We start from the raw sequence: 26,301 nt of genomic DNA, 5'->3' as shown, positions 1-26,301 counted from the left end.
GTCGGCGAGGAGGTCCTGGAGGGGGCCGAGCCCCCGCAGGCGCGCCACCAGGCCGGCGACCGCCGCCTCCACCGCGTCGGCCCCCAACAGCGGCGCCTCGTCGCGAACCCGACGGCGGAGCCGGTGACGCAGGCCGGCGTCGCCGCCGTCGTCGACCTCGACCCCCTCGACCAGCAGCCGCGCGTGCACCCGATCGACCAGGCCCGGCCCGGGGCTCGGGGTCGGCCCGGTCCCGGGCCCCGAGGACGCTCCGGCGCTCACGCCGCGTGCCGGAGCGAGCGCTCGAGCGTGCGGGGCAGCCGGCTGGCGAGCAGCCCGGCGTCGACGGCGCGGGCCACCGCCGGGTCGACGAGGACCTCGGCCCGCACCGGCACGCCGAGCACCTCCTCCACGTCGGCCCGGCCGAGGGCCCGGCCCGGCTCGCGCACGAGGACCACGCCGGAGGGTCGGAGCGGCGCGGCCACCGCCCGCCGCAGGGACAGATAGCAGGGGCGGGTGACGAGCAGCGAGTGGGTGGCGGCGGCGACCACCGTCAGCGCGGCGCCCACGGGCCCGGAGCCGCAGTCGGCCACCACCGCCCGGCCGTCGGTGGCGAGCAGGGCGGCCAGCACCTCCGCCCGGTCGCCTGCCGCCGCCGGACCGCAGGACAGGGCCCCGACCACCGCCGCCTCCCCGTCGCCCAGCGCGCCGACCCCTCTCGGGAGGAGCCGGAGGCGCTCGGCGGCCGGCACCTCGAGCCGGCGGAGCCCGTCGACGGGGACCTCGGACCCCGCCGCGAACCAGTCGGCCAGGCCGGCGCCCGACGGCTCCGGCAGGCCCAGCACGGCCGGGGCGTCCCCGGCCAGATCGACGAACAGGGCGCCCGTCTCCGAGGAGCGGGCGAGGAGCACGGCGAGCGACGCGGCCACGACCGTGGTGCCGCTGCCGCCCTTGGCCGACCAGCAGGCGACGAGCATGCCGACCCTCCGGGGCGCGTGGGAACGGGCCTCAGGGGGAGTGGCGGTCCGACGGTAGGGGCCGGCGGGGGCAGGGGCAACCGAATATCGCCCCGCGCGGCATCCGGCCCGAGCGCCCGGGGGGGCGCCCCGTCGGGGCCCGGGCGGCCCCGTATCCTCGCCGCAGTGGAGGCCGCCTTCTTCGATCTCGACAAGACGGTGATCGCGCGGGCGTCGATGGTGGCGCTGGGGCGCCCGCTCCGCCGAGAGGGGCTCATCTCGCGCCGCGTGCTGGTGCGGGCCCTCTGGGGCCAGCTCGTCTACCTCTACGTCGGTGCCGACGAGGCCCAGCTCGAGCGGATGCGCAGCGCCGTGCTGGCCATCACCAAGGGCTGGGACCACGCGCACGTCAGCCGGATCGTGCGCGAGGCGCTGGAGGACGTGGTGGCGCCCATCGTCTACGCCGAGGCCCTCGAGCTCATGCGCGCGCACCAGGCCGCGGGCCGCCGGGTGTACCTCGTGTCGGCCTCCCCGGAGGAGGTGGTGGCCCCGCTGGCCCGGCACCTGGGGATCGACGAGGCCATCGCCACCCGGGCCCGCCTCGACGAGCGCGGCCGCTACACGGGCGAGCTCGAGTGGTACGTGTACGGCCCGGCCAAGGCGGACATCCTGCGGATGGTGGCCGAGCGGGAGGGCATCGACCTGGCGGCCTCGTACGCCTACTCGGACTCGGCCACCGACCTCCCGATGCTCGGGTGCGTCGGCCACCCCGTGGCCGTCAACCCCGACCGCGAGCTGCTGCGGGCGGCGCGCACCAGGGGGTGGGAGGTGCGCACCTTCCAGCGCACCGTGGGGCGCCCCGGCACCGTCGAGCGCCGCCCGGGCGCGCTCGTCGTCGCCGCTGTGGGCGGCGGGCTCGCGGTGACGGGTGGGGCCGGCGCGGCCTGGTGGTGGGCGGCCCGGCGGGGCCGGGACACCTCAGCCGGCGTTCAGGCCGACCGCACCTTCTTCACCACGACGACGGCCACCGCGGCCAGGACGACGAGCACGAGGAGCTTCTTCATGGGGCGAAGGGTACCCAATCCCGCCCTGCCCGTCCCCTGGGACCGGCTCCGGACCCACCGGTAGGCTCACCCACGGAGGTGTCCGGGCACCTGGTGGGCTCCGCCGCCTTCAAAGCGGTCGGGACGGGCGATCCCCGTCCGGCGGGTTCGATTCCCGTCCACCTCCGCCGACGCGACGAGGCCCCGCCACCGGCGGGGCCTCGTCGCGTCGGCGGGGACGGTGCTCAGACGGCCAGCAGGTCGCGGGCGCCGGTGTCGCTCGACGGGTGCCGCAGCTTCGACATGGCACGCGCCTCGATCTGGCGGATGCGCTCCCGGGTGAGGTTGAAGTGCTCCCCCACCTCCTCGAGGGTTCGGGGCTCACCACGGTCGAGCCCGAACCGCAGCTTCAGGATCTCGCGCTCCCGGTCGTCGAGCGGCGCGAGGAGGCGGTTGATCTCCTCGGGCAGCAGGGCGGTGGCCGCGACCTCGAAGGGGGACTCGGCCGAGCGGTCCTCGACCACGTCGCCCAGCTCGGCGTCGCCGTCTTCGCGGAGGGGCTCGGACAGCGAGAGGGGCTCGGCCGCGAAGCGCAGGGCCTCGGTGACCTTGTCCTGGGGCATCTCGACCTCGGCGGCCAGCTCGGCCAGCGTGGCCGGCCGGCCCAGCTTCAGCTCGAGGCGGGCGCGCGCCTTCTGGAGCCGCGCCAGCGTGTCGCCGGCGTGCACCGGGAGTCGGATCGTGCGGCCGGTGTTGGCGATGCCGCGGGTGATGGCCTGGCGGATCCACCAGGTGGCGTACGTGGAGAACTTGAAGCCCTTGCGCCAGTCGAACTTCTCGACCGCGTGCATCAGGCCGAGGTTGCCCTCCTGGATGAGGTCGAGCAGCGGGAGGCCGGACGCCTGGTACTTCTTGGCGATCGACACCACGAGCCGCAGGTTCGACTGCACGAACGTGCGCTGGGCGTCCTCGCCCTCCTTGGCGGTGCGTCGGAGCTCGCGCTTCTTGGCCGGCGTGACGTCCTTGGTGCCGGCCTCCAGCCTGGCGCGCGCCTCGTTGCCGGCCTCGATGGCCTTGGCCAGGCGTACCTCGTCGTCCTTGGTGAGGAGGGGGTACTGCCCGATGTCGGTCAGGTAGAGGCGGACGAGATCTTCTTCGTCGCGCTCCACGCGCTCCTTGGCCAACGCTGCTCCGTCTCCTGGTCGTTGCTGCTGGGCGGGGCGCCGAAGACCTGGCGGGAGGAACCGCCGACCCTCCCCCGCTGATCCGCTCCCTACGATACCGGCGAGGTCAAGTGCACCCACCCGCGAATCGGCAGGAGATCAGCCACGCTGCGTGGTGTTGCGCCGGATCTCCTCACGATCTGCGGTCGGATTCCAGGCGAGGAGCCGCGGTGGCCGAGACACCCGACGTCGACCTGCAGATCGTCACCCTGGTGCTCGACACGGCCGACCCCGGTGCGCTGGCCGGGGTGCTCAGCCGGTACGTGGTGCTGAGCCGGGCCGAGCCCGGCTGCCGCAACATCGACCTGGCCGTCTCGGCCACGGTGCCCGGGCGGTTCGTGGTCGTTGAGAAGTGGGAGACGCCGACAGCGCGCCGCGCCCACCTCGACGGCGAGACCATGGTGGCCATGGCCGAGGCCTGCCGGGGGCTCTTGACCCGGCCCCCCGCCATCGATCTGCTGGAGCCGATCAGCGCCCACGACCTGCGCTGACGGCCGCGGCGGGGATCAGCCCACGGGAGCGGCGCGGGAGGGCACGGCCGCGGCCGCGGCCTCGGCCGACAGCGCCGACAGCTCGGCCCAGGTGAGGGTGTCGGCCGCCCACAGGCGATCGAAGGCGGCATCGGCGGCATCGGTGAAGCCGTGCCGGTTGCGGAAGTGGTAGCGCCACCGCTGCTGCTGGGCCGGGTGGCCGAGCCGCTCCAGGCGGCCCTCGGCGTAGGCCGTCCAGGCCGCGGCCTCCGCCGGCGTGAGCTCGCCGTCGGGCGGCGCGTCGGCGAACCCGCGCTCGCGCCGGTCCCGCACCCGCAGCAGGAGTCGCCCGATCACGTCGACGGCCCGCTCGTCGCTCAGCTGGCGCGGCCGCTTGGGATCCTCGATCGCTCCGCTCTCGATGACCACCTGCGCCGGATCGGCCGACGCCACGTGCGCCCGGGTGAGCGGCGTGGCCTCGTCGACGACCACCTCGACGTCGGTGTCGCCCATCCCCAGCTCGGCCTGCAGCCGGGTGGCGAGCTCGCGGATTCGGTCCGCGTCGAACAGGACCATCGTGAAGCTGGCCGGGGTGACGGTGACCGAGCCCACGGCGCTACGCGGTCCGGGCGGCCAGGCGGGCCCGGGCGGCCTTGGCCTCCTCGAGCGCCTGACGGGAGACCTCGGCGATCTCGTCGATCTCGTCCACGCTGAACCCGGCCAGCTCGCGGAAGCGCCGCGCCAGCCGCACCGGGCTCTCCTCGTCGTCGCCGCGGAAGCCACCGACGGAGAACAGCTTGTCGACGACCTGCTGGAACTCGAGGGCCTGCTTCTGGCGCTCGGGGTCGGTGGCGGTGAGCCGCCGGAGCCAGTCGGAGCCCATCTTCACGTGGGTCACCTCGTCGGCCAGCATCCAGTCCTCGCAGTACTCGAGCACCGGGTCGCCGGCCACCTGGCCGAACTCGCGCATGGTGGTGAACACGTCGATGGCCAGGCCTTCCAGGGCCCGGTTCACGCCCGTGAGCCGCAGCACCGGGTCGGGGTTGCACGCAGCCTCGTAGAGGAACGTGTTCTCCGAGAACTCGCCGATCTCGGTGCCCATCCAGTCGGACAGCTTCACGGAGATCTCGCAGTGGCGGGCCTCGTCCCAGCACTGGCGGGCCATGTCCAGCTTCAGCTCGAACGGCGCCTGGTCGCGGCCGGCGCCGGTGTCGAAGTCCCAGCACGTGCGCCCGGCACCCTCGAGCGCCTGGATCTCGCCCACGAAGATCCCGTGCATCAGGGCTCGGGCCGCGTCGGGCGCCTCCGGGCGATCCGGGGTCAGCCGGCCGGCGGCCCGGTTGGCGCCCGAGCCGGCCTGGCGGGGGTCGGACATGCGGGCCTGGAACGGGACCCGCACGAAGCGCTCGTCGCGGGCGAGGTCGTCGACGGGGAGGGTCTTCCTCACGCGGTCACCTCCGAGGCGACGGGGGTCGTGCCGATGGAGCCGGGGCCGGCGATCCCGCCCGCGGCCAGCATGAGCTTCTCGAGGCGGGTCTGGTGGGCGGCCGCCCGGTCGACCTCGTCCTCGGTCTCGATCAGCGACTGCAGGAGCATCTCGCCGTCGCGCCAGTCGTCGAGCTCGTCCTGGAGCGCGAAGCGCAGCGACCGGATGGTGGGCGCGTCGGTGATCGTCGACGTGTTGTTCAGGTGGTACGTGTACGCGGCGATCGTGTGGGGGATCAGCACCCGGTACACGCCGACGAGCTTCTCGATCGTGAGCTCGGGCGCCTCCGGCTCGGTCATGGCGTCGACGAAGGCCACCAGCGCCTCGTTCGGCGGCCGGGTCAGCCGATCCGGGTTCATCTCGCGCAGCTCGGGCAGGCGCTTGTGCCACAGCTCGGCGTGCCAGGCGTGGTGGTAGCAGTGGGTTCCCAGCCGGAGCTTCACGTCGAGCTCGGGCACGGTCGCGACCCAGCCGCCCAGCGCCTCGAAGAGGCGCATCTCGATCCACTTGTAGTTGCCCACGCGCCGAGCCGACTCCTCGACCCCGAACGCCCCCGGGAGCTCCCGGCGGTCCCAGGGCGCGAACGCCGGGCGCGGCTTGCTCGGGTCGGCCATGCTGCGCGCTCCCCCTCTCCCCGCGGCCCGGCCCCCCGGCGCTGCGGTGCAACGGCCGATGGTACTGCGCGGCCGGCTGCGCGGCCTGCTCGGGGCCGGCCGGCCGACGCCGCGACCGAGCGCGGGAGCGGTCAGCCCCGGTAGCCGTTGGTGATCGGCAGGCGGCGGTCCTTGCCGAACGCCTTGGGCGTCACCCGGACCCCCGGCGGGGCCTGGCGGCGCTTGTACTCCGACCGGTCGACCATCCGGGCGACCCGCCGCACCAGCTCGGGAGGGTAGCCGGCCGCCTCCAGCTCACCGGCGGTGAGATCCTTCTCGACGTAGGCCTGCAGCACGGCGTCGAGCTGGTCGTACGGGGGCAGGCTGTCGGTGTCGAGCTGGTCGGGGCGCAGCTCGGCCGAGGGCGGCTTCGCCAGCACCGACGCGGGGATCAGCTCGCGGCCGGCCTGCTCGTTGCGGTACCGGCAGAGGCGGTAGACGAGGGTCTTGGGGACGTCCTTGATGACGGCGAAGCCGCCGGCCATGTCGCCGTAGAGGGTGGCGTAGCCCACCGCCATCTCGCTCTTGTTGCCGGTGGTGAGCACGAGCCAGCCGAACTTGTTCGACAGGGCCATGAGGAGCGTGCCCCGGACGCGCGGCTGCAGGTTCTCCTCGGTGAGGTCGGGCTCGTGCTGCTCGAACGAGGGTGCCAGCATCGACAGCAGGGCGGTGTGCGCCGGCTCGATGGGGATGGTGCGCACGTCGATGCCGAGGTTCCCCGCCAGCACCTCGGCGTCGGAGACGGAGTGCCCGCTCGAGTAGCGCGAGGGCATGAGCGCGCCGTGGACCCGCTCGGCCCCCAGGGCGTCGACGGCGATGGCGGCCACCAGGGAGGAGTCGATCCCCCCGGACAGCCCGAGCACGGCGTCGGTGAAGCCGTTCTTGGCGACGTAGTCGCGGGTGCCGAGCACGAGCGCCTCGTACACCTCGGCCTCGGGGCCCAGCAGCGGCGCGATCAGTGCCGGCGCCGGTTCCGGCGCCGGCACGGCCGGCGCGCCGCCGGGGCCGGTGACGAGCACCTCGGGGAGGGGCGGGGCGACGGCACGGCCCCGGGGGTCGAGCAGGCGCTTGCGGAACACCGGGCGCACGTCCAGGTCGACGACGAGGACCGCCTCGCGGAACTGGGGGGCCCGGGCGACGAGCTCGCCGTCGGCGTCGAACACGAGCGACGCGCCGTCGAACACCAGCTCGTCCTGGCCGCCGACGGCGTTGACGTACACGAGGGCGCACGAGGCGTCCTCGGCCCGCGTGGCCAGCATCCGCTCCCGCTCGGCCAGGCGGTGCACGAAGTACGGCGAGGCGTTGAGGTTCACGACCAGCTCCGCCCCGCCGGCCGCCTGGGCGGCGATGGGCCCGTCGGGGCTCCACGCGTCCTCGCAGATCGACACGCCCACCCGCACCCCGCCGATCACGAACAGCGTGGGATCGCCGTGGCCGGGTGCGAAGTACCGCTGCTCGTCGAACACGGCGTAGTTGGGGAGGAAGCGCTTGTGGTACACGCCCTGGACGGAGCCGTGCGCGCAGACCGCGGCGGCGTTGTACAGGTCGCGCTTGGGGTCGGCGAAGCCGACCACGGCGGCGCAGCGCCCGGTGCGAGCCGCCACCACGTCGAGGGCAGCCAGGTTGTCGGCGACGAAGCCCGGCTTCAGCAACAGGTCCTCGGGCGGGTAGCCGGTGAGCGCCAGCTCGGGGAACACGGCGAGCGCGGAGCCGGCCTCCTCGGCCCGGCCCAGGGCGGCGAGCACCCGCTCCACGTTGCCGTCGAGGTCGCCGACGATCGTGTCGATCTGGCAGAGGGCCACGCGCACCCGGCTCACGGGCGCAGCGTAGGCCGGGCCCGATCGGCTGGGCGCGCCCACCGTCCGGGCTGCGAGACTGACCGGCCGTGGACCGGGTCGACCTGCAGGAAGCCATCGAGCGGTCCGCCGCCCCGGCCCAGGTCGAGGTGGGGCTCGACCGTCTCGGAGCCACCCACCCGGGGCTGGCCAAGCACCTCTCCGACGAGCCGGCGCTCCGCGACGCGGTCATCGCCGTGCTCGCCGCCAGCCGGTCGCTGACCCTGGTCCTCGAGACCGACCCCCACGCCCTCGACGTGCTCGCCGCCCTCGACGAGCGAGAGCCGCCCGACGCCGTCGACCGGCCCACCCTGCAGCGGTGGAAGCGCCGCGAGCTGCTCCGCATCGCAGCCCGCGACCTGCTCGGCACCGACCCCCTGGAGGTCACCGCAGCGGCGCTGGCGGCGCTGGCCCGCGACGTCCTCGGCGGGGCCTGCGCCCTCGCCGACGCCGGCGCCCTCGCCGTGATCGGCATGGGGAAGCTCGGCGGCAGCGAGCTGAACTACGCCAGCGACGTCGACGTGATGTTCGTCGGCCCCGAGACCGACCCCACGGTGCTCGAGAAGCGCGCCCGCCTGGTGATGGACATCACCCGCGACTCGTTCCGGATCGACGCCAACCTGCGTCCGCAGGGGCGGGACGGCCCCCTGGTGCGCTCCCTCGCCTCGTACCGCGCCTACTGGGAGCGCTGGGCCGAGACCTGGGAGCACCAGGCCCTCCTCAAGGCCCGGCCGGTCGCCGGCGACCCGGCGCTGGGCCTCGCCTTCGACGACGCCGCCCGCACCCGGCTCTGGCAGCGCGCCTTCAGCGCCGACGACCTCCGGTCGCTGCGCGCCATGAAGGCCCGGGCCGAGGAGCTCGTCGCCCGCAAGGGCCTCACCGAGCGCGAGGTGAAGCTCGGTCGCGGAGGCATCCGCGACATCGAGTTCGCCGTCCAGCTCCTCCAGCTGGTGCACGGCCGCCAGGACGAGAACCTGCGGTCGCCCACCACCCTCGAGGCGCTCGGCGAGCTGGCCGACGGCGGCTACGTCGACCCGGACGACGCCGACGACCTGGCCGGTGCCTACCGCTTCATGCGCCTGGTCGAGCACCGCCTGCAGCTGGTGGAGGAGCACCAGGTGCACGCCCTGCCCTCCGACCCGGCCGCCGTCGACCACCTGGCCCGGGTGCTCGGCTACCGCGACGGTGCCGACGGCAGCGCGTCCCAGCAGCTCGACGAAGCCCTCCGGCGCAACCGCGCCGTGGCCCGCTCGCTGCACGAGCGCCTCTACTTCCGGCCCCTGCTCGAGGCCTTCTCCGGCACCGAGGGCATCCTCTCGGCCGAGGCCGCCGCCACCCGGCTGCACGCCTTCGGCTTCACCGACGCGCTCCGCACCAAGGCGGCGGTGCGAGAGCTCACCCGTGGCCTCACCCGCTCGTCGCGGCTCATGCAGCAGCTCCTGCCCCTGCTGTTCGAGTGGCTGTCCGACACCCCCGACCCCGACCTCGGCCTGCTGTGCCTGCGCAACCTGGCGTCGGGCGCCCAGCGCTCGATGGAGCTGGCCACCGCGTTCCGCGAGTCGCCCGAGGCCGCCCGGCGGCTCTGCTTGATGGTGGGCACCAGCCGCCTGCTGGCCGACATCCTCCAGCACAACCCGGAGCTGATCGGCGGGCTGGCCGACCCGGAGCAGCTGCGGCCCCGCACCGCCGACGAGCTGCTCGACGAGGCCAGGACGGCCCTGGCGTGGCGCTCCGACCGCGAGCAGCGCCACGCCGGGCTCAAGCGGTGGAAGGACCGCGAGCTGCTGCGGATCGCCGCCCGCGACCTGCTCGGCCTGGCCGGCGTCGCCGAGGTCGGCGCCGAGCTGAGCGCGCTGGCCCAGGCCACGCTGGAAGCAGCCCTGGAGTCGCTCGAGCCACCGCTCCCCTTCGCGGTGGTGGCCATGGGCCGCTTCGGCGGCGCCGAGCTCTCCTACGCCAGCGACCTCGACGTGCTGTTCGTGTACGACGGCGAGTCGGCCGCCGACTTCGCCGAGGCCGAGCGGGTCGCCACCGGCCTGCTGCGCTTCGTGGGAGGCAGCACCCCCGTCGGTCGCATCTTCGAGCTCGACGCCGACCTGCGCCCCGAGGGCCGCCAGGGACCCCTGGCTCGCAGCCTCGACGGGTTCCGCGCCTACTTCGACCGATGGGCGCTCGTGTGGGAGCGCCAGGCCATGATCCGGGCCCGCCCGGTCGCCGGCGACCCCGCCGTCGGGCAGGCGCTGCTCGACGTGGTCGGGCCCCACCTGTGGGGCCAGCCCATCTCCGAGGCCGACGTGCGCGAGATCCGCCGCATCAAGGCCCGGGTGGAGCGCGAGCGCATCCCGCTCGCCGAGGACCCGCAGTTCCACCTGAAGCTGGGCAAGGGCTCGCTGTCCGACGTGGAGTTCACGGCGCAGCTGCTGCAGCTGGGGTCGGGGGTGCCGGCGCCGGGCACCATGGTGGCGCTCGACCGGCTGGCCGAGGCCGGCGTGCTCGACCCCCTCGACCGGGACGTCCTCGGCGAGGCCTACCGCTTCTGCGAGCGCACCCGCAACCGCCTGTTCCTCGTGCAGAGCAGCCCGGGCGACAGCCTGCCCTCGCAGGCCGACCGGCTGCGCCGGCTCGCCCGATCCCTGGGCACGACGGCGCCGGAGCTGCGCGAGGACTACCGCCGGGTCACCCGCCGCGCCCGGCGGGTGGTCGAGCGGGTGTTCTACGGGCGAGCCTGACCCTCGGGTCCGTCGACCGGCCCGAGCGCCCGCTCGAGGCGCGCCACCCGCTCGCCCAGGATCCGGCGCGACCCCAGCACCCAGCGCGACGAGCGCGTGTGCGGGTAGGCCAGCCAGAGATGATCGGTGGTGAGGCCGGCGACCCGGATCGTCCGTGGGTCGGCCTCCACCGTGCGGAGCGCTCGCAGGAGCGCCTCGGGGTTGCGGCAGTAGGCGATGGCCAGGCCGTCGGCGAGCCGGGCCCGGGCTCGCAGCGTCCACCGCCGGAGTCCGACGCCGGCGAGCACCAACGGGCTGGCCAGCAGGGCGAGGGGCACCAGGACGACGCTCAGCTCGTCGAGCCCGCCGAAGGCGCCCACCCACAGCTCGAAGGCCACCGCCGTCGACGCGTACACCACCGTGTCGAGCGAGACCTCGAGCGTGGCGACCCGGCCCAGCTCGTAGGCGAGCACCGCCTCCAGCTCGTCGCGGGAGAGGGAATCGAGGAGACCGGTCGTCACCACGATCCAGGCCGTGCCCGCCGTCCGGCCGACCGTGAGGCAGTTGGGCGCCGGATCGCCGATCACCGCCAGGTGGGGCGGCGGCACCCCGGCCGCCAGGGAGAGCCCGGCGACCAGGTTCGTCAACCGCAGCCGGCGGTCGTCGGGCACGGGTGTCACCCGCACCCCCACCGTCTCGGTGACCCGGTGCTCGGAGCGCAGCACCGACACCACGAAGAAGATCCCGCCCCCGGCCAGGCCGAGCACCAGGCTGAGCGCGGCGGCCCTCCCCAGCAGGCCCCAACCGAGATCGGTGCCGTGGGCCACCGCGATGATCGCCCCGGCGGCCCACACCAGCGGGAGCACGAGGAGGCCGGCCGACACCGCCAGCAGGGCGAGGCCGGCGGCCGTAGCGGCGAGGAGCCGGCACCGGCCGGCGCCGATCAGCTCGTCGTGCACGGCCGCACCGCCGCCGCGGCCTTCGCGGCCGGCCCCCCTCGCTGGGCCGGGGACGGGCCGCCCCGGTCAGGCGTTGGCGTCGGCGTTCGCGCAGTCGCCGGACTGCTCGATCTCGACCACGGCGCTCTGCACCGGGCCGACCTCGGCCTCGCCGTCGAGCCACGCCTGCAGCTCGTCCTGGGTGAGGTCGCCCTCTGAGACCCGCTGGAGCAGCAGCTCGGCCTCGCAGGCCGCCACCTCCTGGGTGGCGCCGGCGTCGACCAGCTCCTGGGTGACCGCATCGAGGTCGGCGCTGTCCGACGTGGCCTGGTCGGCCGTCGAGGTGCTGGCATCGTCGTCGTCGCCGCACCCGGCCAGACCACCGACCGCGAGCGCGACCAGGGCGATCACGAGGCCACGACGCAGGGCGGAGCCGGGGGCACGTCGCATGGCGGCCAGCGTAGCCCGGGCGGTCGCCCGGCCCGGCGGCGACACCCGACGCCGGGCCGGCTCCGCGGGGTGCAGACTGGCCGTGACCTTCGGTCGAGAGGAGCGCACCTGAGCCGGCGGACCGGACCCACACCGCCTCATGTCCGGCCGGCGCCGGACGATGGGAGTCGCGAGGCCCGCCACTCGGGTGGCCGGGCCCGCGCCGCTCGCGTGTGGCGGGAGACCTGAGATGGACAGCACCGACGACACCGGCCGGGATCGCCCGGCGACGCCGGTCCCCGGCCCGCAGCCCCTGCGGCGCCGCGGCCGCGACGTGCTGCCGCGCCCGCCGGCCACGGGCTACGTCGGCGACTTCGACGCCACGGAGTCCACCGCCCCCGCCGTCGGCGGACCGCCCGGCCCGCCGCCCGGCCCACCGCCCCCGCCGCCCGAGGGCACTGCCGGCTCGACCGCCGGAGGGCCGCCGCCGGGCCCGCCGCCGGCCCCTCCCGACGCCGGCGCCCCGGAGGCCCCGGCGCCCGGGCCCCAGGCCGCTCCGCTCCCCGAGCGCCGCCACCGGCGCCGGCGCCGGGAGGACCGGGAGGCACCCGCCCCGAAGCCCCCCGACGAGAGCCGGTGGGGGTTCTCGCCCCGCACCGGGCTGATCGCGGTGGTGCTGGTGGTGGCCCTCGGTGTGCTCGCCCTGATCTTCCTGACCCGAGACGACGACGGGGGCCAGGCGGCGTCGACCACCGCCCCGACCACCGGCGCCGGCGCCTCCACCACGACCTCCGAGGTCACGTCGACCAGCCGGCTCACCACGACCACCGTCCCCCGGGCCAACACCCCGTGCACGCCCGCCCAGGAGGGCGTGTCGTTCAACGTCGGCACCAGCCAGGAGCTCACGTGCCTGCCGGTCGAGGGGGGCTGGGTGTGGCTGTGGACCCCGCCCAAGGCGGGCGATGCCTGCACCGCCGCCGAGGAGGGCACCATCGCCTACCCGGGTGCGTCCGACCAGCTCACCTGCCGGGCCTCCGGCGACGAGTACGTCTGGGAGCCCTCCGCCCCCTGAGCCCGGCCGCCGCCGCGCGACGATGCGGGGGTGAGCGGCCGGGTCGACGACGCGCCCCTGCGCGTCTGCTTCGTGTGCCTGGGCAACATCTGCCGGTCGCCGACCGCCGAGGCCGTCGCCCGCCACCTCGCGGAGCGGGGGGGCGCCGCCCACCTCGTCCACCTCGACAGCGCCGGGACGGGCGGCTGGCACGCCGGCGAGGGTCCCGACCGCCGGGCCGTGGCCGAGGGTCGCCGCCGAGGCATCGCCGTCACCGGCACCGCCCGCCGGTTCGAGCAGGCCGACTTCGCCGGCTTCGACCTGGTGGTGGCCATGGACCGGGCGAACCGGCGCGAGCTGCTCGCCCTGGCGCCGTCGCGCGAGGCCGCGGCCAAGGTGCACCTGCTGCGGTCGTTCGACGCCGGGTCGCCGGCCGACGCCGACGTCCCCGACCCCTACGACGGCGGGCCCGAGGGCTTCGCGGCCGCCTTCGACCTGATCGAGGCGGCCTGCCGCGGGCTGCTCGCCGCGCACCTCGGCCCGGCCTCGGGGCCCGGGGCGTGAGCCGGCTCCCCGACACGGTGCGGGACGCGGTGGCCGCCGCCGCCGGCGGCGCGGTCGAGGCCGCCCTCCCCGTCGGTGGCGGCTGCGTCGACCCGGCCTGGCGGCTGCGGCTGGCGCACGGTCCCGACGTGTTCGTGAAGGCCGGAGACGGGCCCGGCGCCCACGACCGCTACCGGGCCGAGGCCGGCGGTCTGCGGTGGCTCGGCGCCGCCCGCGCCGTCGGCATCCCCGAGGTGCTCGCCGTCGGGTCCGAGCCGCCCGGCCCGGCGTTCCTCGCGCTGGCGTGGATCGAGCCCGGCCGGCCCGGACCGCACGCCGACGAGGCCCTCGGGCGCAGCTTGGCGGCGCTCCACCGGTTCGGGGCACCGGGCTTCGGGCTGGCGTCCGACGGCTTCATCGGGCCGCTCCCCCAGCCCAACGGGGCCCTGCCCACCTGGGCGGCGTTCCTCGCCACCCGCCGGCTCGAGCCGCTCGTGCGTCGCTGCGTCGAGCGCGGGATCCTCCCCCGGGAGGCCGGCGGGCGACTCGACCGGCTGGTGGACCGGCTCGACGACCTGGTCGGGCCCGTCGAGCCCCCGGCGCGGCTGCACGGCGACCTGTGGGCCGGGAACGTGCTGGTGGGCACCGACGGCCGGCCCTGGCTGGTCGACCCGGCCGCCTACGGCGGGCACCGGGAGACCGACCTGGCCATGCTCCGCCTGTTCGGCGGGCCCGGGCCCCGCACGCTCGCCGCGTACCACGAGGTGTTCCCGCTGGCCGAGGGCCACGAGGACCGGGTCGAGCTCAACCAGCTGTACCCGCTGCTCGTGCACGCGCTGCTCTTCGGCGGTGGCTACCCGGCCACCGCCCTCCGGATCCTGCGGCGCCTCGGTTGACCGGCACCGCCCGACCGGGGCCCCGGGCCCTGCTGATCCAGGATCGGTCCCGAGCCACGCGACGCCGCCTGGTCGACGCGGCCGCAGCCCGGTGGACGGCCGACGGCTACGACGAGGTCTCGGTGGCCGACGTGTGCGCCACGGCCGGCGTCGCCAAGGGGAGCTTCTACTTCCACTTCCGGTCGAAGGAGGACCTGGTGGTGGAGCTGCTGACCACGGCGCTCCGCGACGCGACGACCGACGTTGCGACCGCCGGGGCGGGCACCGGGGCCGAGACCCCGTCCCTGCGGGCCGTGACCGCCGCGGTCGCCGAGCAGGTGGCGCCGCTGCCCCGCTCCCTCGTCGGCAGGGCAGCGGCGGAGGCCCTGCGGTCGGGTGCCGGCGACGGGGCCCCGTGGGCCACCGCGATCGCCTCCCTCCTGCCCGGCGCGGGGGCGGTCGCGCCCGACACCGGCGCGGTCGTGGGCGCGGTGGTGCTCGACACCATCCGAGGCTGGGCCGCCACCGACGCCCCCGTCAGAAGGCGCGGCCTGGCCGCGGCGCTCCTGGCGCGCCTGGGGCTGGTGGCCCGCGGGCCGGCCGGCCCGCCCGCGATCAGCGGCCCGGCCGGAGCCGCGAGCGGAGGGACGCGGTGAGCTCGCGCCGGGCGTCCGGGCCGTGCGCCCACCCGAAGACGTAGCGATCGGGCCGCACCAACACCACCCGGTCACCGGTCAGCCAGGGGTGGACCCACCCGTCGAGGTCCTCGACGACGCCCGCCGAGCCGGCCGCGGCGTCACCCGGCGGCACCACGCCCAGCACCACCGCGCCCAGCTCCGACCAGGAGGCGGCGTCCGCGACGTCACCCGGCGGCACCACGCCCGGCCCGCAGAGCACGGCGAACCCGAGTCCGAGGATGTCGTCCAGGCGGACGACGCCGCCCCCCGCCGTGCGCACCCGGGGCTGGGGAAGCGGCGTCCCGACGGCCAGTGGCTCGTCCCTGCCACCGGCCTGCAGCAGGCCGTCGCCCAGGGGCGGCAGGGGCGGCAGGAGCGCCTCGCCGCCGGAGCCGGCCGCCTCCCGCCGGGCGAGCAGCTGCTCGTCGCGCGCCGCCGCCAGAGCGGGATCGGTGGTCTGCAGGATCTGCCCGAGCTCGACGGCGAGGCCGACGAGCCGCCGCACGTGCGGTTCGCGCTCGGTCTGGTACGTGTCGAGGATCGAGTCGTCGGCGACCCCGTCGCGCACCAGTCGCAGCTTCCACACCAGGTTGGCGGCGTCCCGTATGCCGGCGCACATGCCCTGCCCGAGGAAGGGCGGGGTCTGGTGCGCGGCGTCACCGACGAGCAGGGCCCGGCGGTCGCGCCAACGCTCGGCCACGAGGGCGTGGAACGTGTACACGGCCGACCGGATGATCTCCACGCCGTCGGGGTCGAGCCACGGCTCCAGGAGCGCGCGGATCGTCTCGGGCCGCTCCATCTCCTCGGCCGTCTCGCCCGGCATGAGCATGAACTCCCACCGGCGGTGGGCGCCCGCCGAGGGCACGAACGTCGCGGGCCGCGCCGGGTCGCACCGCTGCTCGACCACGGCCGGGAGATCGACGCCCTCGCGCCGCAGCACGACGTCGACCACCAGCCAGGGCTGGTCGAAGGCGAGGTCGTCGAGCCCGATGCCGGCTCCCCTGCGCACCGAGCTGCGCGCCCCGTCGCAGCCCAGCACCCACCGGGCGCCGACGGTCCGCTCGGCCCCGCCGGCCCGGTCGCGGACCGAGAGGTCGACGCGGTCGGCGTGCTGGTCGAGGGCGACCACCTCGTGGCCCAGGTGCAGGCCCACCGACGGGTACCGCTCGATGCCGGCCCGCAGGGCTCGCTCCAGGTCGGGTTGGTAGAACATGAAGCCGGCGGGCCAGCCGTGCGGGCCCGGCTGGTCGGGGGCGTCGAACGCCAGCAGGGTCCGGCCGTCGGCGTCGACGAAGTGCATGCCCACCACCTCGGTGGTGGCGGGCCGGACCGCGTCGGCCAGCCCGAGCCCCTGGAACACCCGCATGACCTCGGCGTCGAAGTGGGCGGCCCGGGGCAGGGTGAACACGTCGGTGCCCAGCTCGAACCCCTCGGCGTGCAACCCCGCCTGGCCGAGGAGGTTGAGCGCGGTGGCGCCGACCGGCCCCACGCCGACCACCGCGACGTCGACCAGCCCGTCCCCGTCCCCGTGCACGTCGCCGGCGCCCACTGCCGTCAGCCCGCGACGAGCTCGGCCAGGTCGTCGGGCGCGAGGAAGGACGCCGGCACCGGCGGCCCCCAGGCGTACAGCGCCCGGGCGTCGGCGAAGGCACCCGGCTCCCAGCGCTCGTCGTCGACGATCACGTCCATGTCGCTGTGGTACTCGGCGAAGTTGCCGGCCGGGTCGCGCAGGTACCAGAAGAAGTTGGAGCCCACGTAGTGGCGACCCAGGCCCCACACGTGGGCGTCGGGCCGGGCGTCGAGCACCGCCTTGGCGGCCCGACCGACGTCGTCGACGTCGTCGACGGTCCAGGACGTGTGGTGCAGGTACGTGACGGGCGCGTCCTGCACGAGCAGGTTGTGGTGCTCGGTGGAGCAGCGGAGGAAGGCCGCGATCCCGGGGATCTCGTCGCTCACCTTGAAGCCGATGGCATCGAGGAAGAACCGCTGCGTGGTCGCCTGCTCCGGCGACCCGATCACCACGTGACCGAGCTTGCGCGGGCGCACCGGCCCCGGGCGGGAGAGCACCGGGGAGCGCGCACCCACGCGGCTCACGGCCCCCGGGTGGTTGAGGTGGGCATCGGGCCCGGGCGCCAGCCGGTAGCGGGGCGCCACGGTCACCACGACCCGCGTGGCGGTGACGGGCTCGGTGACCACGACGGCGCCGCCCTGGCGAGCCACCGGCGCGCCCCACGCGGCGGCGTCGGCCGCGATGCGGTCGAGGTCGTCGGGGTCGTCGGCGCCGAGGCCCAGCTCGACCAGGCGCCGCCGGGGCGCCGCCACCAGCCGGAGCTGCTCGCCACCGTCGGTGGTGGCCAGCACGCCGGGACCCGTCTCGGTGAGGCCGAAGTCCCGGTAGAACGCCGCGACCGCGACCGGGTCGGGGACAGCCACGGAGATCTGCGTGAGCCGATGCAGTGCCATGAGGACCTCCTCTAGGACGAGGGCGCGTCGAGATGGGTCGCGCCGTAGGCGCGCTCGATGGTGAGCTCGAGGATCACCCGGTCGACGCCGGCCAGGGCCTCGTCGCTGGGAGCCTCGCCCGGCGGGCTCCCGGTGACCCGGGCGACGAGCTGCGCGGTGGGCCCGCCGATGCCCTGGGTGAGGATGCGGGCCGGACCCTCGACCGTGACGGACGGGAACGGCCGGACGTGGCCCGTCACGCAGTACGACGCGCGACCGGTGCGGATCACGTCGCGGGACTTCGCCCGCTTCGACTCGGTCGAGATCAGGATCCGGTCGCCGTCGAGCACGTGGTAGACGACCGACTGGCGAACAGATCCGTCCGGTCGGACGGTGGCGAGCACGCCGACCGGCTGCTCGGCCAGGAAGCTGCGCACGGGTCCGCTCAGCGTCACGGGTCCTCCTCGGGTCGGTGGCGGCGTCAGATGATCGCGGTCTCGGCGGGCTCGTCGACCACCGGGTTCTCGATCGCGCCGATGCCGTCGATCTCGACCCGCACGACGTCGCCCGCCTGCAGGAGCACGGGCGGGCGCCGGACGATCCCGACCCCGGCCGGGGTGCCGGTGGCGATCACGTCGCCCGGCTCGAGGGTGAAGGCGGTGGTGAGCGTGGCGATCTGGTGGAGCACGTCGAACACCATGCCGCTGGTCGACGCGTCCTGCAGCAGCTCGCCGTTCACGAAGGTCCGGATCCGCAGGTCGTGCGGATCGGCCACCTCGTCGGCGGTCACCATCCAGGGCCCGATGGGGCCATGGGTGTCGAAGGACTTGCCGATCGTCATCGTTGGCGCCCGCAGCTGCCAGTCGCGCACGGTGACGTCGTTGACCACGAGGTAGCCGGCGATCACCTCGGCCGCCCGCTCGACCGGCACGTGGCGGCAGCGCCGGCCGATCACCACCCCCAGCTCGCCCTCGTAGTCGACCAGGTCGGACGCACGGGGCTTGTGGATCGCCTCGCCCGGCCCGATCACACAGGTGGTCTGCTTGTTGAAGAAGACCGGGAACTCCGGGGTGGCCATCCCCGTCTCGGCGATGTGGTCGGCGTAGTTCAGCCCGATGGCGAGGAACTTCGGGGGCCGGGCGATCGGGGCGAGCAGGGTCACGGCGTCGAGCGCCACCCGTGCCCCCGGGGGAGGCGCGGCGGCCGCGGCCCGGGCCGCGGCCAGCCCGGCGGGCCCGGCCTCGAGCAGCTCGACCAGGTCGACGGGCAGGTCGGGGGCAGCCACCGCGAGGTCGATCACGTCGTCGCCGACGACCACCCCGAGGGCCACCCGGCCGTCACGACGGATCCGGGCCAGGCGCATCGCCAAATTCTATAATCTATAGACTTTGCGGTCAAGGGCCCCCGAGTCCCGTCGCCCGGCGCGACGATGGAGCCGTGACGACCGAGGACGGTGGACCCGCCACCCGAGCCGACTGGGTGGACCGACGACTGAAGGACGCCATCCTCCGGGGCGAGCTCCAGCCGGGCGAGAAGCTCGTGGCCACCACCCTCTCCGACCGATGGGCGGTGAGCGCGACGCCCCTGCGGGAGGCCTTCCAGCGCCTCGCCGGACAGGGCCTGGTCGACCTCGAGCCGCACCGCGGGGCGCGGGTGGCCCAGGTGTCGGCCGCCGACGCCGAGGAGATCTACGAGCTGCGGCGGCTGCTCGACCCCATGGCGCTGCGCCAGTCCCTCGCCCGCAGCGACGCCGACCACCGCGCCGAGATCCGCGCCGCCTTCGACGAGATGGAGCGGGCCGGGCGCACCGCGCCCGACGTGGTCACCGTGGCCGAGGCCCACCGCGACTTCCACCGAGCCCTCCTGGCGCGCTGCCCCTCGCAGTGGCTGCTGCGCCTCACCTCCCTGCTGGCCGACCACTCGCTCCGGTACCAGGTGCTCTCCGCCGCGCTGGGCCCCGGGCGGGGCCCGGCGCGCGACGCCCACGCCGAGCACGAGGCCCTCCTCGCGGCCGCGCTCGCCGGCGACGCCGACGCCGCCGCCGGGGCGCTCGAGGAGCACCTGCGCCACACCGTCGACACGGTGCGGGAGGCGCGGCGCGCCGGTCGCTGAGGCGCTCGGCTCGCCGACGCGCTCAGCCGCCGGCCCCCGTCTCCTCGAGGGCCTGGCGGAGGGCCTCCAGCTCGAGCACCACGTCGTCGACCTCGCCGCCGAGGCTGGCGGCCGCATCCACGTCGTCGGTGCGCATCGACAGCTCGATCCCCCGGGCGACCACCTCGTCGAGGCGAGCCTGGAGCACGCGGAGCTTGGCCAGCGAGTCCTGCTCCACGGTCGTGAGCCGGTCGAACGACGCCACCCGGCCCCGCAGGGCCTCGACGCGTGCCGGATCCGCGTCGAGCACCTCGCCGGACTCGAGCCGGACGAGCTCGGCGCGCGCCGCGTCGGCCTGCACCGCGTCGCGGGCGCGGTCGAGCTGGGCACCCCGGCGGGCCACGGCCCAGCACTCCCGCACCCCCTCTTCGAGGCGTCGCTGCACCTCCACCAGCCGGTCGCGCACGGGGCCGGACCGCACGCCCGCCACCGCGTCGCCGAAGCGGGTGCGGGCCTGGAGGGCGTCGGCCACGTAGCGCCGCCAGGGCTCGCCCACAGCGAAGGGGTCGATCCGCTCGCCCCCGGCGCCGCTCGGGCCCCTGCGGTTGGCCCGCACCGCGTAGCGGAACCCGGCGACGCCACCGACGACGAGCGCTGCGATGGCCACCAGCAGGACGAGGTTCACGACGGCCGATGCCAGCACGCCCACGCCGGCATCCTCGCGCCCCGGCTACCGTTCCGCCTCGTCCGCCGCCACGGGAGCGCCAACCATGGTCCTCGCCTCGATCGACTTCTGGGACGTGTTCTGGCTGCTCGTCATCTGGGTGCCCCTGCTGATGCTGTGGATCTTCGCCCTCGTCGACATCTTCGGGCGCCAGGACCTTCCCGGCGCCGGGAAGGCCGTCTGGGTGCTGGCCGTGCTGCTCGTGCCCTTCTTCGGGACGCTCGTCTACCTGCTGGTGCGCCCGGTGGCCACCACGCCCGAGGAGAAGCGGGCCATGGCGGGCTCGCAGGAGGCCTACGACGCCTCGATCATGGCCGACCACCTGCACAGGCTCTCGGAGCTGCACGACCGGGGAAAGCTCACCGACGACGAGTGGGAGCAGGCCAAGAGCAAGCTGCTCTCGCAGCAGTAGGCCGCCGACCGCCGTGCCCACCGCCCTCGACACCGCCCAGCGCACGATCCGGGTCGTCGCCGACCTGGCCATGCGCGGCTGGTTCCGCGACCGCGAGGTCCGCGGCGTCCACCAGCTGCTGCGCGACGCCCCCCTGGTGGTCGTGGCGACCCACGCCAACGGGTTCGTCGACCCGGCCCTGCTCTACGCCACGTCGCCCCGGCCCCTGCGCTTCCTGGCCAAGTCGACCCTGTGGAAGGCCAAGCCGGTGGGGCTGGCCCTCGACCTGGCCGGCGCGGTGCCCGTGTACCGCGCCGACGACGGCGCCACCGCCGGCAACCGCAGCACGTTCGCCGAGTGCCACCGGGTGCTGGCCCGGGGCGGGGCGGTCGCGGTGTTCCCGGAGGGGACGGTCGTGGACGAGCCCCGGATCGGCCGGCTCCACACCGGGGCGGCGCGGATCGCGCTGGGCGCCCGCGAGGCCGGCACCTCCGGGGTGCTGATCGTGCCGGTCGGCCTGGTCTACGAGGAGAAGACGTCGCCCCGCACGCGGGCGCTGGTGCGGGTGGGCGAGCCCATCGACCTCGACGCCGTGATCGGCACGCTCGCGCCCGACGGCGAGCCGGCCGGCGAGGACAACCGCGGGGCCGTCGACCGCCTCACCGACGCCGTCCGTGAGGCGCTGCGCACGGTCGCCCTCGACTGGGGCGACGTGCGCGACCTGAACGACCTCGAGTTCGCGGCCACGGTGCGGCAGCGCCCGGCCGACACCGATCCCCGCCGCGAGGTGCCGGTGGCCAGCTACGAGCCGGTCCTCAACCGGCTCACCCACGCGCCCGACGAGGTCCGCGGGCCGGTGCTCGACGCCGCCGCCGCCTACCGCCACGAGCTCGACCTGCTGGGCCTCACCGACGCCGTCGTGGCACCGGGCGAGGGGCTGCCGCAGCTTCGCCACACGGTCGCCCGCCGGCTGGTGAAGCTGGTCGCCCTCACCGCGCCGGCCGGGGTCGGCACCGCCCTGAACGGCCCCACCCTGGTGGGGCTCCGGCAGCTCTGGAAGCGCCCGATGGCCCCCGTGAGCCGGGCCAACTTCGGCCTGCTCACGTCGCTGGTCGCCTTCCCCCTCACCTGGCTGGCGTGGGCGCTGGCGCTCCGCTGGCGCAAGGTCCGGCACCCGTGGCGGTGGGCGTTCGTCGGGGGGCCGGCCTGCGGCCACGCCGCGGTGGTGTGGTGGGAGACCGCCGGGCGGTTCCGAAACGCCCGCCTGTCGGCGTCGCGCCTGGCCCGTCACCAGGACCTCCTCGCCGACCTCCGCGCCCGGCGGTCGGCGGTGGTCGACGCCGTCGACGCCGCGCTGGCCGCCAGCCCCGACGCCGCCGCCTGACGTCCCGGCCTGACGGGGCCGTCCCGAGCGGCCGGCCGCGCCGCGGCCGCCCGGCCATCGCCCGCCGGTAGTGTCGGCGGCGACGACCGTCGTCGGTCCACCGGATCCCTCCCGAGAAGGACGTGCCATGGTCCTGCGCAGAGCCCTCGCCGCCATCCTCGCCGCCGGCCTGCTCCTCGCGGTCACCGCCTGCGGTGACGACGACGACAGCTCGGGCCAGACATCATCGGCCGAGGCGTGGGCCGACGAGGTCTGCACGTCGATCAAGGACTGGGAGAGCGCCGTCAGCGAATCGGTCCAGCAGCTCGGCGACTTCTCCGGCGGCTCGATCAGCGACAACCTCCAGACCGCGGTCGACGGTGTGGTCGACGCCACCACGACGTTGGTGGATCAGGTCAAGGAGGCAGGCGTGCCGGACACCGCCGACGGCGCGCAGGCCCAGCAGGACCTCGAGGACCTCGTCGACGAGACCCAGTCGACGATCGACGACGTCAAGGCGACCTTCGACGGGCTGAGCGACGGCGGCGTCGCCGACCTGGCCGAAGGCCTCGGCTCCATCGCCACCGACCTCGGCTCGGTGCTCACCAACGTGGCCGACACCTGGAGCAGCCTCCAGGGCCTCGACCCGCGCGGCGAGCTGCGGCAAGCCATCGACGACACCCCCTCCTGCCAGGACATCGGGGTCGGGAGCGGCGGCTGAGGTGGCCGGCGCCGGCCCCACCGAGCACCGGCCGGTCGCCGACGAGCGGTTCGGGGCCGGCAAGGAGCTCCGCCGGCAGGTGCCCCGTACGGCCCATGCCACGTGGACGCCCCCGGCCGATCGCCCCGACCCCGTCGCCGTCCTCGAGGAGCAGGGGCGGACCCGCCTCCAGAGCCTCCTCCCGGTCCGCTACGGGCGCATGCTCGAGTCGGCCTTCGCCTACTACCGGGGGGCGGCGGCGATGATGGCCCACGATCTGGCGGCCACGCCCGACACCGGCCTGGTCGTGCAGGCCTGCGGCGACGCGCACCTGTCGAACTTCGGCACCTTCGCCACGCCCGAGCGCAACCTGGTGTTCGACCTGAACGACTTCGACGAGACCCTCGCCGGGCCGTGGGAGTGGGACCTCAAGCGGCTCACGGCCAGCGCCGTCGTGGCCGCCCGATCCATCGGCCTGGGCGACGCCGCCGGGCGCGACGCCGCCCTCTCGGCCGTGCGCAGCTATCGGCACGCGATGGCCGCGCTCGCCCGGATGCCGCTGATGGATCGCTGGTACTTCCGGGTCGACGCCGATGCCGTGGCCGCCCTGCTGGACACGGCGGCCACGAAGCGAGGCGAGGCCGCCGACCGCAAGCGCATCGACAAGGCCGTGCAGAAGGCCCGGCGGAACACCTCGGCCCGGGCCCTGCCCAAGCTCACCGAGCTCACCGAGGAGGGCACCCGGCGGATCACCGACCACCCGCCGCTCGTCGCCCACCGTGACGAGGTCGACCAGGACGTGGTCGAGCGCTTCCTCGAGGCGTACCGCGCCACGCTCACCGACGAGCGCCGGGTGCTGCTCGACCACTTCCGGCTCGAGGACGTGGCCCTGAAGGTCGTGGGCGTCGGCAGCGTGGGCACCCGGTGCTTCATCGTGCTGCTCAGCAGCGCCGACGGCGACCCCCTGTTCCTGCAGGTGAAGGAAGCCGACACCTCGGTGCTGGCACCCCACTCACCGACCGCCCCGGCGTGGGACAACGAGGGCCACCGCGTGGTGGCCGGCCAGAAGATCATGCAGGCGGCCAGCGACCTGTTCCTCGGCTGGGCGTCCGGTCCGGAGCACGACTTCTACGTGCGCCAGCTGCGGGACATGAAGGGCTCCGCCGAGATCAGCACGTTCGGCGCGTCGATCCTCGCCGACTACCTGGCGCTGTGCGGCGCCGTGCTGGCCCGCGCCCACGCCCGCTCGGCCGACCCGGCGGTGATCGCCGGGTACGTGGGTGAGGCCGAGGCCGTCGACACCTTCGACCGCGCCGTCGCCGACTTCGCCGCGGCCTACGCCGACCAGAACGACCGTGACTACGAGGCCCTCCAGGCCGCCGTGTCGTCGGGTCGCCTGGAGGCCGAGACCGGCGTCTGAACCGTCGGTCCCGCGGTCCCCCGGCGGCGAGCCCCGTCCCCGTAGGATGCGCGTCGGATCTCGACGAGGAGGGCGTGGGCCATGGGCACGAGCGAACAGGATCTCCGCGAGGCCGCGGGGGAGGTCGCCAGGGCCTGGTGGCTGTTCCTCGTCGCCGGGATCGCCTGGCTGATCTTCGCGTTCGTCGTGCTGTCGTTCGACTTCACCACGGTGTACGCGGTGGCGATCTTCGCCGGGTTCATGTTCCTCTTCTTCGGGGTGAACGAGTTCTTCGAGGCCGCCATGGTCGACGACTGGAAGTGGCTGCACGCGCTGATGGGGGTCATCGGCCTGATCGCCGGCATCGTCGCCTTCGCCTGGCCCCAGCAGACGTTCCTCACGCTGGCCGCCATCGTCGCCTGGTACCTGCTCTTCCGGGGCACGTTCGACGTCGTCTTCGCGCTCCTCACCAAGCAGGAGAACGACCTGTGGTGGCTCACCCTCGTCGTGGGGATCGCCGAGATCGTCATCGCCTTCTGGGCCATCGGCTACGAGGGCCGCTCGATCGCGCTGCTGGTGATCTGGGTGGGAGCCACCGCCCTCGCCCGCGGGATCATGAACATCATCGCGGCCTTCACCCTGCGCGGCGCCAAGCAGCAGCTGGCGGCCTGAGCCGACCGCGCCGCCGGCCGAGGCCGCCGGTCAGCACCAGCGCGCCGGCCAGGGCGGCACCCACGTCGGCCGAGAGCCCCACCGCTCGCCCGATGTCGGCGGCCGCCGGTGGTCGTCCCTCCCCCAACGTGGCCCGCACCTCCACCCGGTCGCCGTAGCGGTTCTCGCCGCCCAGCCGCAGGCCGAGGGCGGCGGCGAAGGCGGCCTCGGCCACCCCCGCGTTGGGAGAGGGGTGCGCCCGGGCGTCGCTGCGGACCGCCTCCCACACCGCGCCGGCCGACGCCGGTCGGACCAGTGCGACCAGGGCCGCCGCCACCCGGGCCGGCACCCAGCCGGCGGCGTCGTCGAGGCGGGCGCTGGCCCAGCCGAACCGCTCGTAGCGGGCCGACCGGTGCCCCACCATGGCGTCGAGGGTGTTGACGGCCCGGTAGCCGAGGGCGCCCGGAGCGCCCAGCACGGCGCCCCAAAGGGCGGGGGCGACGACGGCGTCGACGGTGTTCTCGGCCACCGACTCGACCACGGCGCGGGCGATCGCCCCCTCGCCGAGGCCGCTCGGGTCCCGCCCGACGAGCGCCGGCAGCAGGACGCGGGCCCGGTCGAGGTCCCCCCGCTCGAGCTCGACGGCCACGGCCAGAGCGGTGTCGCCCAGCATCCGGCCGGCGACCGCGACCGCCGTGGCCGCCGCCGTGGCCGGTCCCGGCCCCAGGGCGCGCTGCAGCGCCACCCCGGCGCCCGCGGCCAGGGCCGTGCCCAGGGCGGCGTGCACGACGCCGGCGAGCCGGGCATCGCGGTACGTGGACCGCTCGAGCCACCCGAGCACGGAGCCGAGGAGGGCGACCGGGTGCACGGCCGCGGGTGGCTCCCCCACCGCCCGGTCGACGGCGATGCCAGCCGCGGCGCCCAGGGCCGAGCCCGGCGCCGTCACCACCTCGCCGCCGCCGCGACCAGGCCGGCGGTCTCGGACAGGATCCCGACCGCCCCCAGCACGTCGCCGGTCACGCCACCCAGCCGCCACCGGGCGAACCACAGCACGGCCACGGCCACGATCGCCGCCACCGCCACGGCCGCGGCCGTCCTCGGCGGGTCGCCGACCGCCACCGCGGCGGCCACCAGGAGCAGGCCTGCGGCGCCGCTGGCCGCCGTCGGGCCGCCCGCGAACGAGGCGGCCAGCCCACCGGGGCGCGCCGGCGGCAGGGCGGCAACCCCCAGGGCCATGGCCGTGCGGGCCGCGCACCACAGGGCGGCGAGCAGGGCGACACCGTCGACCCCGGCCGGCGCCGCACCGAGCGCGGCCCACCGCACCAGCAGCACCGCGGCCACCGTCCCGATGGCGAAGGCGCCCACGTCCGGCCCGGCCATCACCTCGAGCCGCCGCGGGCGGGACAGGTGGGGGAGGAGGCCGTCGGCCGTGTCGGCCAGGCCGTCGACGTGCAGCAGCCCGGTGAGGGCCAGGTCGGCCGCCAGCACCAGCGCCGCGGCCAGGCCGCTCGGCCACACCTCGCCCGCGCCCCACCACAGCGCCCCGAGCAGCCCGCCCAGGCCGGCGCCGACCACCGCGAACCACGGCAGGGCCCGCGGGGTCGGCGGCGCGGCGCCGCCCACCACCGTCAGCAGGCCCACCGCCGACCGGAAGGGCCGCTGCCGGCTCACCGG

28 protein-coding genes and 1 tRNA gene are annotated in these 26,301 nt (G+C 75.6%); 14 read left to right on the top strand and 15 right to left on the bottom strand.

Going from position 1 to position 26,301, the window contains the following annotated elements:
- Positions 1-257: 257 nt before the first annotated feature.
- Positions 258-956 (bottom strand): hypothetical protein, encoded by a 699-nt coding sequence (locus IPM45_11890; protein ID MBK9180240.1) that lies wholly within the window; start codon positions 954-956, stop codon positions 258-260.
- A 165-nt stretch (positions 957-1,121) separates the two neighbouring features.
- Between IPM45_11890 and IPM45_11885 the strand changes: the two genes are divergently transcribed.
- On the top strand, positions 1,122-2,063 hold the full coding sequence (locus tag IPM45_11885; GenBank protein ID MBK9180239.1) for an HAD-IB family hydrolase: 942 nt from the start codon (positions 1,122-1,124) through the stop codon (positions 2,061-2,063).
- 10 nt (positions 2,064-2,073) lie between these two features.
- Positions 2,074-2,166 (top strand) — tRNA-Sec (locus IPM45_11880).
- A 57-nt stretch (positions 2,167-2,223) separates the two neighbouring features.
- On the opposite strand, the gene IPM45_11875 is transcribed toward IPM45_11880, so the two are convergent.
- Complete coding sequence (locus IPM45_11875) at positions 2,224-3,162, bottom strand: sigma-70 family RNA polymerase sigma factor (GenBank protein MBK9180238.1); 939 nt, start codon at positions 3,160-3,162, stop codon at positions 2,224-2,226.
- A 209-nt stretch (positions 3,163-3,371) separates the two neighbouring features.
- Here IPM45_11875 and IPM45_11870 point away from each other — a divergent pair, with 209 nt between their 5' ends.
- Entirely contained in the window at positions 3,372-3,692 is a 321-nt protein-coding gene (locus IPM45_11870; protein MBK9180237.1) for an antibiotic biosynthesis monooxygenase, read from the top strand.
- A gap of 15 nt (positions 3,693-3,707) precedes the next feature.
- Here the strand turns inward: IPM45_11870 and IPM45_11865 are convergent, their stop codons facing one another.
- From IPM45_11865 to IPM45_11850, 4 genes are all read right to left on the bottom strand, one after another.
- Complete coding sequence (locus IPM45_11865) at positions 3,708-4,283, bottom strand: hypothetical protein (protein MBK9180236.1); 576 nt, start codon at positions 4,281-4,283, stop codon at positions 3,708-3,710.
- Between the two features lie 4 nt (positions 4,284-4,287).
- Positions 4,288-5,118 (bottom strand): DUF455 family protein, encoded by an 831-nt coding sequence (locus IPM45_11860; GenBank protein MBK9180235.1) that lies wholly within the window; start codon positions 5,116-5,118, stop codon positions 4,288-4,290.
- Positions 5,115-5,771 carry a hypothetical protein gene (locus IPM45_11855; protein MBK9180234.1) on the bottom strand — a complete coding sequence of 219 codons (657 nt, stop codon included), beginning with the start codon at positions 5,769-5,771 and terminating at the stop codon, positions 5,115-5,117. Before IPM45_11855 ends, IPM45_11860 begins: the two co-directional genes overlap by 4 nt.
- A gap of 131 nt (positions 5,772-5,902) precedes the next feature.
- Complete coding sequence (locus tag IPM45_11850; GenBank protein ID MBK9180233.1) at positions 5,903-7,627, bottom strand: NAD+ synthase; 1,725 nt, start codon at positions 7,625-7,627, stop codon at positions 5,903-5,905.
- A 68-nt stretch (positions 7,628-7,695) separates the two neighbouring features.
- On the opposite strand from IPM45_11850, the gene IPM45_11845 reads away from it, so the two are divergent.
- Positions 7,696-10,374 carry a bifunctional [glutamine synthetase] adenylyltransferase/[glutamine synthetase]-adenylyl-L-tyrosine phosphorylase gene (locus tag IPM45_11845; protein ID MBK9180232.1) on the top strand — a complete coding sequence of 893 codons (2,679 nt, stop codon included), beginning with the start codon at positions 7,696-7,698 and terminating at the stop codon, positions 10,372-10,374.
- Here IPM45_11845 and IPM45_11840 read toward each other — a convergent pair.
- A complete protein-coding gene (locus IPM45_11840; GenBank protein MBK9180231.1) occupies positions 10,359-11,312 on the bottom strand; it encodes a M48 family metalloprotease in 954 nt (317 codons plus the stop codon). The two genes, IPM45_11845 and IPM45_11840, sit on opposite strands and share 16 nt — an antisense overlap.
- Before the next feature lie 66 nt (positions 11,313-11,378).
- The gene (locus IPM45_11835) at positions 11,379-11,741 is read right to left on the bottom strand and encodes a hypothetical protein (GenBank protein ID MBK9180230.1); all 363 of its coding nucleotides are present in this window, start codon (positions 11,739-11,741) and stop codon (positions 11,379-11,381) included.
- A 229-nt stretch (positions 11,742-11,970) separates the two neighbouring features.
- Between IPM45_11835 and IPM45_11830 the strand changes: the two genes are divergently transcribed.
- The 4 genes from IPM45_11830 to IPM45_11815 are packed head-to-tail and all read left to right on the top strand — an operon-like array spanning position 11,971 to position 14,845.
- Positions 11,971-12,792, top strand: a complete 822-nt coding sequence (locus IPM45_11830; GenBank protein MBK9180229.1) for a hypothetical protein — start codon at positions 11,971-11,973, stop codon at positions 12,790-12,792.
- Positions 12,793-12,849: 57 nt separating this feature from the next.
- Positions 12,850-13,335, top strand: a complete 486-nt coding sequence (locus IPM45_11825) for a low molecular weight phosphotyrosine protein phosphatase (GenBank protein ID MBK9180228.1) — start codon at positions 12,850-12,852, stop codon at positions 13,333-13,335.
- A 17-nt stretch (positions 13,336-13,352) separates the two neighbouring features.
- Entirely contained in the window at positions 13,353-14,210 is an 858-nt protein-coding gene (locus IPM45_11820; GenBank protein MBK9180227.1) for a fructosamine kinase family protein, read from the top strand.
- Positions 14,207-14,845: a TetR/AcrR family transcriptional regulator gene (locus IPM45_11815; GenBank protein ID MBK9180226.1), complete on the top strand. Its 639-nt coding sequence runs from the start codon at positions 14,207-14,209 to the stop codon at positions 14,843-14,845. The genes IPM45_11820 and IPM45_11815 overlap by 4 nt, the downstream gene beginning before the upstream one ends.
- Here IPM45_11815 and IPM45_11810 read toward each other — a convergent pair.
- The 4 genes from IPM45_11810 to IPM45_11795 are packed head-to-tail and all read right to left on the bottom strand — an operon-like array spanning position 14,805 to position 18,671.
- Positions 14,805-16,400, bottom strand: coding sequence for a bifunctional 3-(3-hydroxy-phenyl)propionate/3-hydroxycinnamic acid hydroxylase (locus IPM45_11810; GenBank protein ID MBK9180225.1), 1,596 nt, complete (start codon positions 16,398-16,400; stop codon positions 14,805-14,807). The genes IPM45_11815 and IPM45_11810 overlap by 41 nt on opposite strands.
- Before the next feature lie 20 nt (positions 16,401-16,420).
- Positions 16,421-17,329, bottom strand: a complete 909-nt coding sequence (locus IPM45_11805; protein MBK9180224.1) for a VOC family protein — start codon at positions 17,327-17,329, stop codon at positions 16,421-16,423.
- Positions 17,330-17,340: 11 nt separating this feature from the next.
- Positions 17,341-17,763, bottom strand: a complete 423-nt coding sequence (locus tag IPM45_11800) for a pyridoxamine 5'-phosphate oxidase family protein (protein MBK9180223.1) — start codon at positions 17,761-17,763, stop codon at positions 17,341-17,343.
- A gap of 26 nt (positions 17,764-17,789) precedes the next feature.
- The gene (locus IPM45_11795; protein MBK9180222.1) at positions 17,790-18,671 is read right to left on the bottom strand and encodes a fumarylacetoacetate hydrolase family protein; all 882 of its coding nucleotides are present in this window, start codon (positions 18,669-18,671) and stop codon (positions 17,790-17,792) included.
- 74 nt (positions 18,672-18,745) lie between these two features.
- On the opposite strand from IPM45_11795, the gene IPM45_11790 reads away from it, so the two are divergent.
- On the top strand, positions 18,746-19,420 hold the full coding sequence (locus IPM45_11790) for a GntR family transcriptional regulator (protein ID MBK9180221.1): 675 nt from the start codon (positions 18,746-18,748) through the stop codon (positions 19,418-19,420).
- Positions 19,421-19,442: 22 nt separating this feature from the next.
- Here IPM45_11790 and IPM45_11785 read toward each other — a convergent pair whose 3' ends face one another.
- Positions 19,443-20,108: a hypothetical protein gene (locus tag IPM45_11785; protein ID MBK9180220.1), complete on the bottom strand. Its 666-nt coding sequence runs from the start codon at positions 20,106-20,108 to the stop codon at positions 19,443-19,445.
- A gap of 61 nt (positions 20,109-20,169) precedes the next feature.
- On the opposite strand from IPM45_11785, the gene IPM45_11780 reads away from it, so the two are divergent.
- The 5 genes from IPM45_11780 (at position 20,170) to IPM45_11760 (ending at position 24,648) form a co-directional block, all read left to right on the top strand.
- The gene (locus tag IPM45_11780) at positions 20,170-20,535 is read left to right on the top strand and encodes an SHOCT domain-containing protein (GenBank protein ID MBK9180219.1); all 366 of its coding nucleotides are present in this window, start codon (positions 20,170-20,172) and stop codon (positions 20,533-20,535) included.
- A 13-nt stretch (positions 20,536-20,548) separates the two neighbouring features.
- Positions 20,549-21,898: a 1-acyl-sn-glycerol-3-phosphate acyltransferase gene (locus IPM45_11775; protein MBK9180218.1), complete on the top strand. Its 1,350-nt coding sequence runs from the start codon at positions 20,549-20,551 to the stop codon at positions 21,896-21,898.
- A 127-nt stretch (positions 21,899-22,025) separates the two neighbouring features.
- Positions 22,026-22,598 carry a hypothetical protein gene (locus IPM45_11770; GenBank protein MBK9180217.1) on the top strand — a complete coding sequence of 191 codons (573 nt, stop codon included), beginning with the start codon at positions 22,026-22,028 and terminating at the stop codon, positions 22,596-22,598.
- A gap of 1 nt (position 22,599) precedes the next feature.
- The gene (locus IPM45_11765) at positions 22,600-23,997 is read left to right on the top strand and encodes a DUF2252 domain-containing protein (protein MBK9180216.1); all 1,398 of its coding nucleotides are present in this window, start codon (positions 22,600-22,602) and stop codon (positions 23,995-23,997) included.
- An 81-nt stretch (positions 23,998-24,078) separates the two neighbouring features.
- Positions 24,079-24,648: a DUF308 domain-containing protein gene (locus IPM45_11760; GenBank protein MBK9180215.1), complete on the top strand. Its 570-nt coding sequence runs from the start codon at positions 24,079-24,081 to the stop codon at positions 24,646-24,648.
- On the opposite strand, the gene cobD is transcribed toward IPM45_11760, so the two are convergent.
- Both cobD and IPM45_11750 read right to left on the bottom strand, forming a co-directional pair.
- The gene (gene cobD / locus IPM45_11755) at positions 24,611-25,552 is read right to left on the bottom strand and encodes a cobalamin biosynthesis protein CobD (GenBank protein ID MBK9180214.1); all 942 of its coding nucleotides are present in this window, start codon (positions 25,550-25,552) and stop codon (positions 24,611-24,613) included. The two genes, IPM45_11760 and cobD, sit on opposite strands and share 38 nt — an antisense overlap.
- Positions 25,553-25,569: 17 nt before the next feature.
- The gene (locus IPM45_11750) at positions 25,570-26,298 is read right to left on the bottom strand and encodes an adenosylcobinamide-GDP ribazoletransferase (protein ID MBK9180213.1); all 729 of its coding nucleotides are present in this window, start codon (positions 26,296-26,298) and stop codon (positions 25,570-25,572) included.
- Positions 26,299-26,301: the final 3 nt, after the last annotated feature.

The organism is Acidimicrobiales bacterium, from assembly GCA_016716005.1.
Classification (GTDB): Bacteria; Actinomycetota; Acidimicrobiia; order Acidimicrobiales; family JADJXE01; genus JADJXE01.
Note: the sequence above shows the minus strand (reverse complement) of the source record. Positions and strands in the feature narration are given on the sequence as shown.

Bases quoted from the DNA above. Each gene is read 5' to 3' on its own strand.
- IPM45_11835 (MBK9180230.1), bottom strand. From the start codon at position 11,741: ATGCGACGTGCCCCCGGCTCCGCCCTGCGTCGTGGCCTCGTGATCGCC.
- IPM45_11805 (MBK9180224.1), bottom strand. From the start codon at position 17,329: ATGGCACTGCATCGGCTCACGCAGATCTCCGTGGCTGTCCCCGACCCG.
- IPM45_11890 (MBK9180240.1), bottom strand. From the start codon at position 956: ATGCTCGTCGCCTGCTGGTCGGCCAAGGGCGGCAGCGGCACCACGGTC.
- IPM45_11760 (MBK9180215.1), top strand. From the start codon at position 24,079: ATGGGCACGAGCGAACAGGATCTCCGCGAGGCCGCGGGGGAGGTCGCC.
- IPM45_11780 (MBK9180219.1), top strand. From the start codon at position 20,170: ATGGTCCTCGCCTCGATCGACTTCTGGGACGTGTTCTGGCTGCTCGTC.
- IPM45_11855 (MBK9180234.1), bottom strand. From the start codon at position 5,771: ATGGCCGACCCGAGCAAGCCGCGCCCGGCGTTCGCGCCCTGGGACCGC.
- IPM45_11830 (MBK9180229.1), top strand. From the start codon at position 11,971: ATGGACAGCACCGACGACACCGGCCGGGATCGCCCGGCGACGCCGGTC.
- IPM45_11795 (MBK9180222.1), bottom strand. From the start codon at position 18,671: ATGCGCCTGGCCCGGATCCGTCGTGACGGCCGGGTGGCCCTCGGGGTG.
- IPM45_11770 (MBK9180217.1), top strand. From the start codon at position 22,026: ATGGTCCTGCGCAGAGCCCTCGCCGCCATCCTCGCCGCCGGCCTGCTC.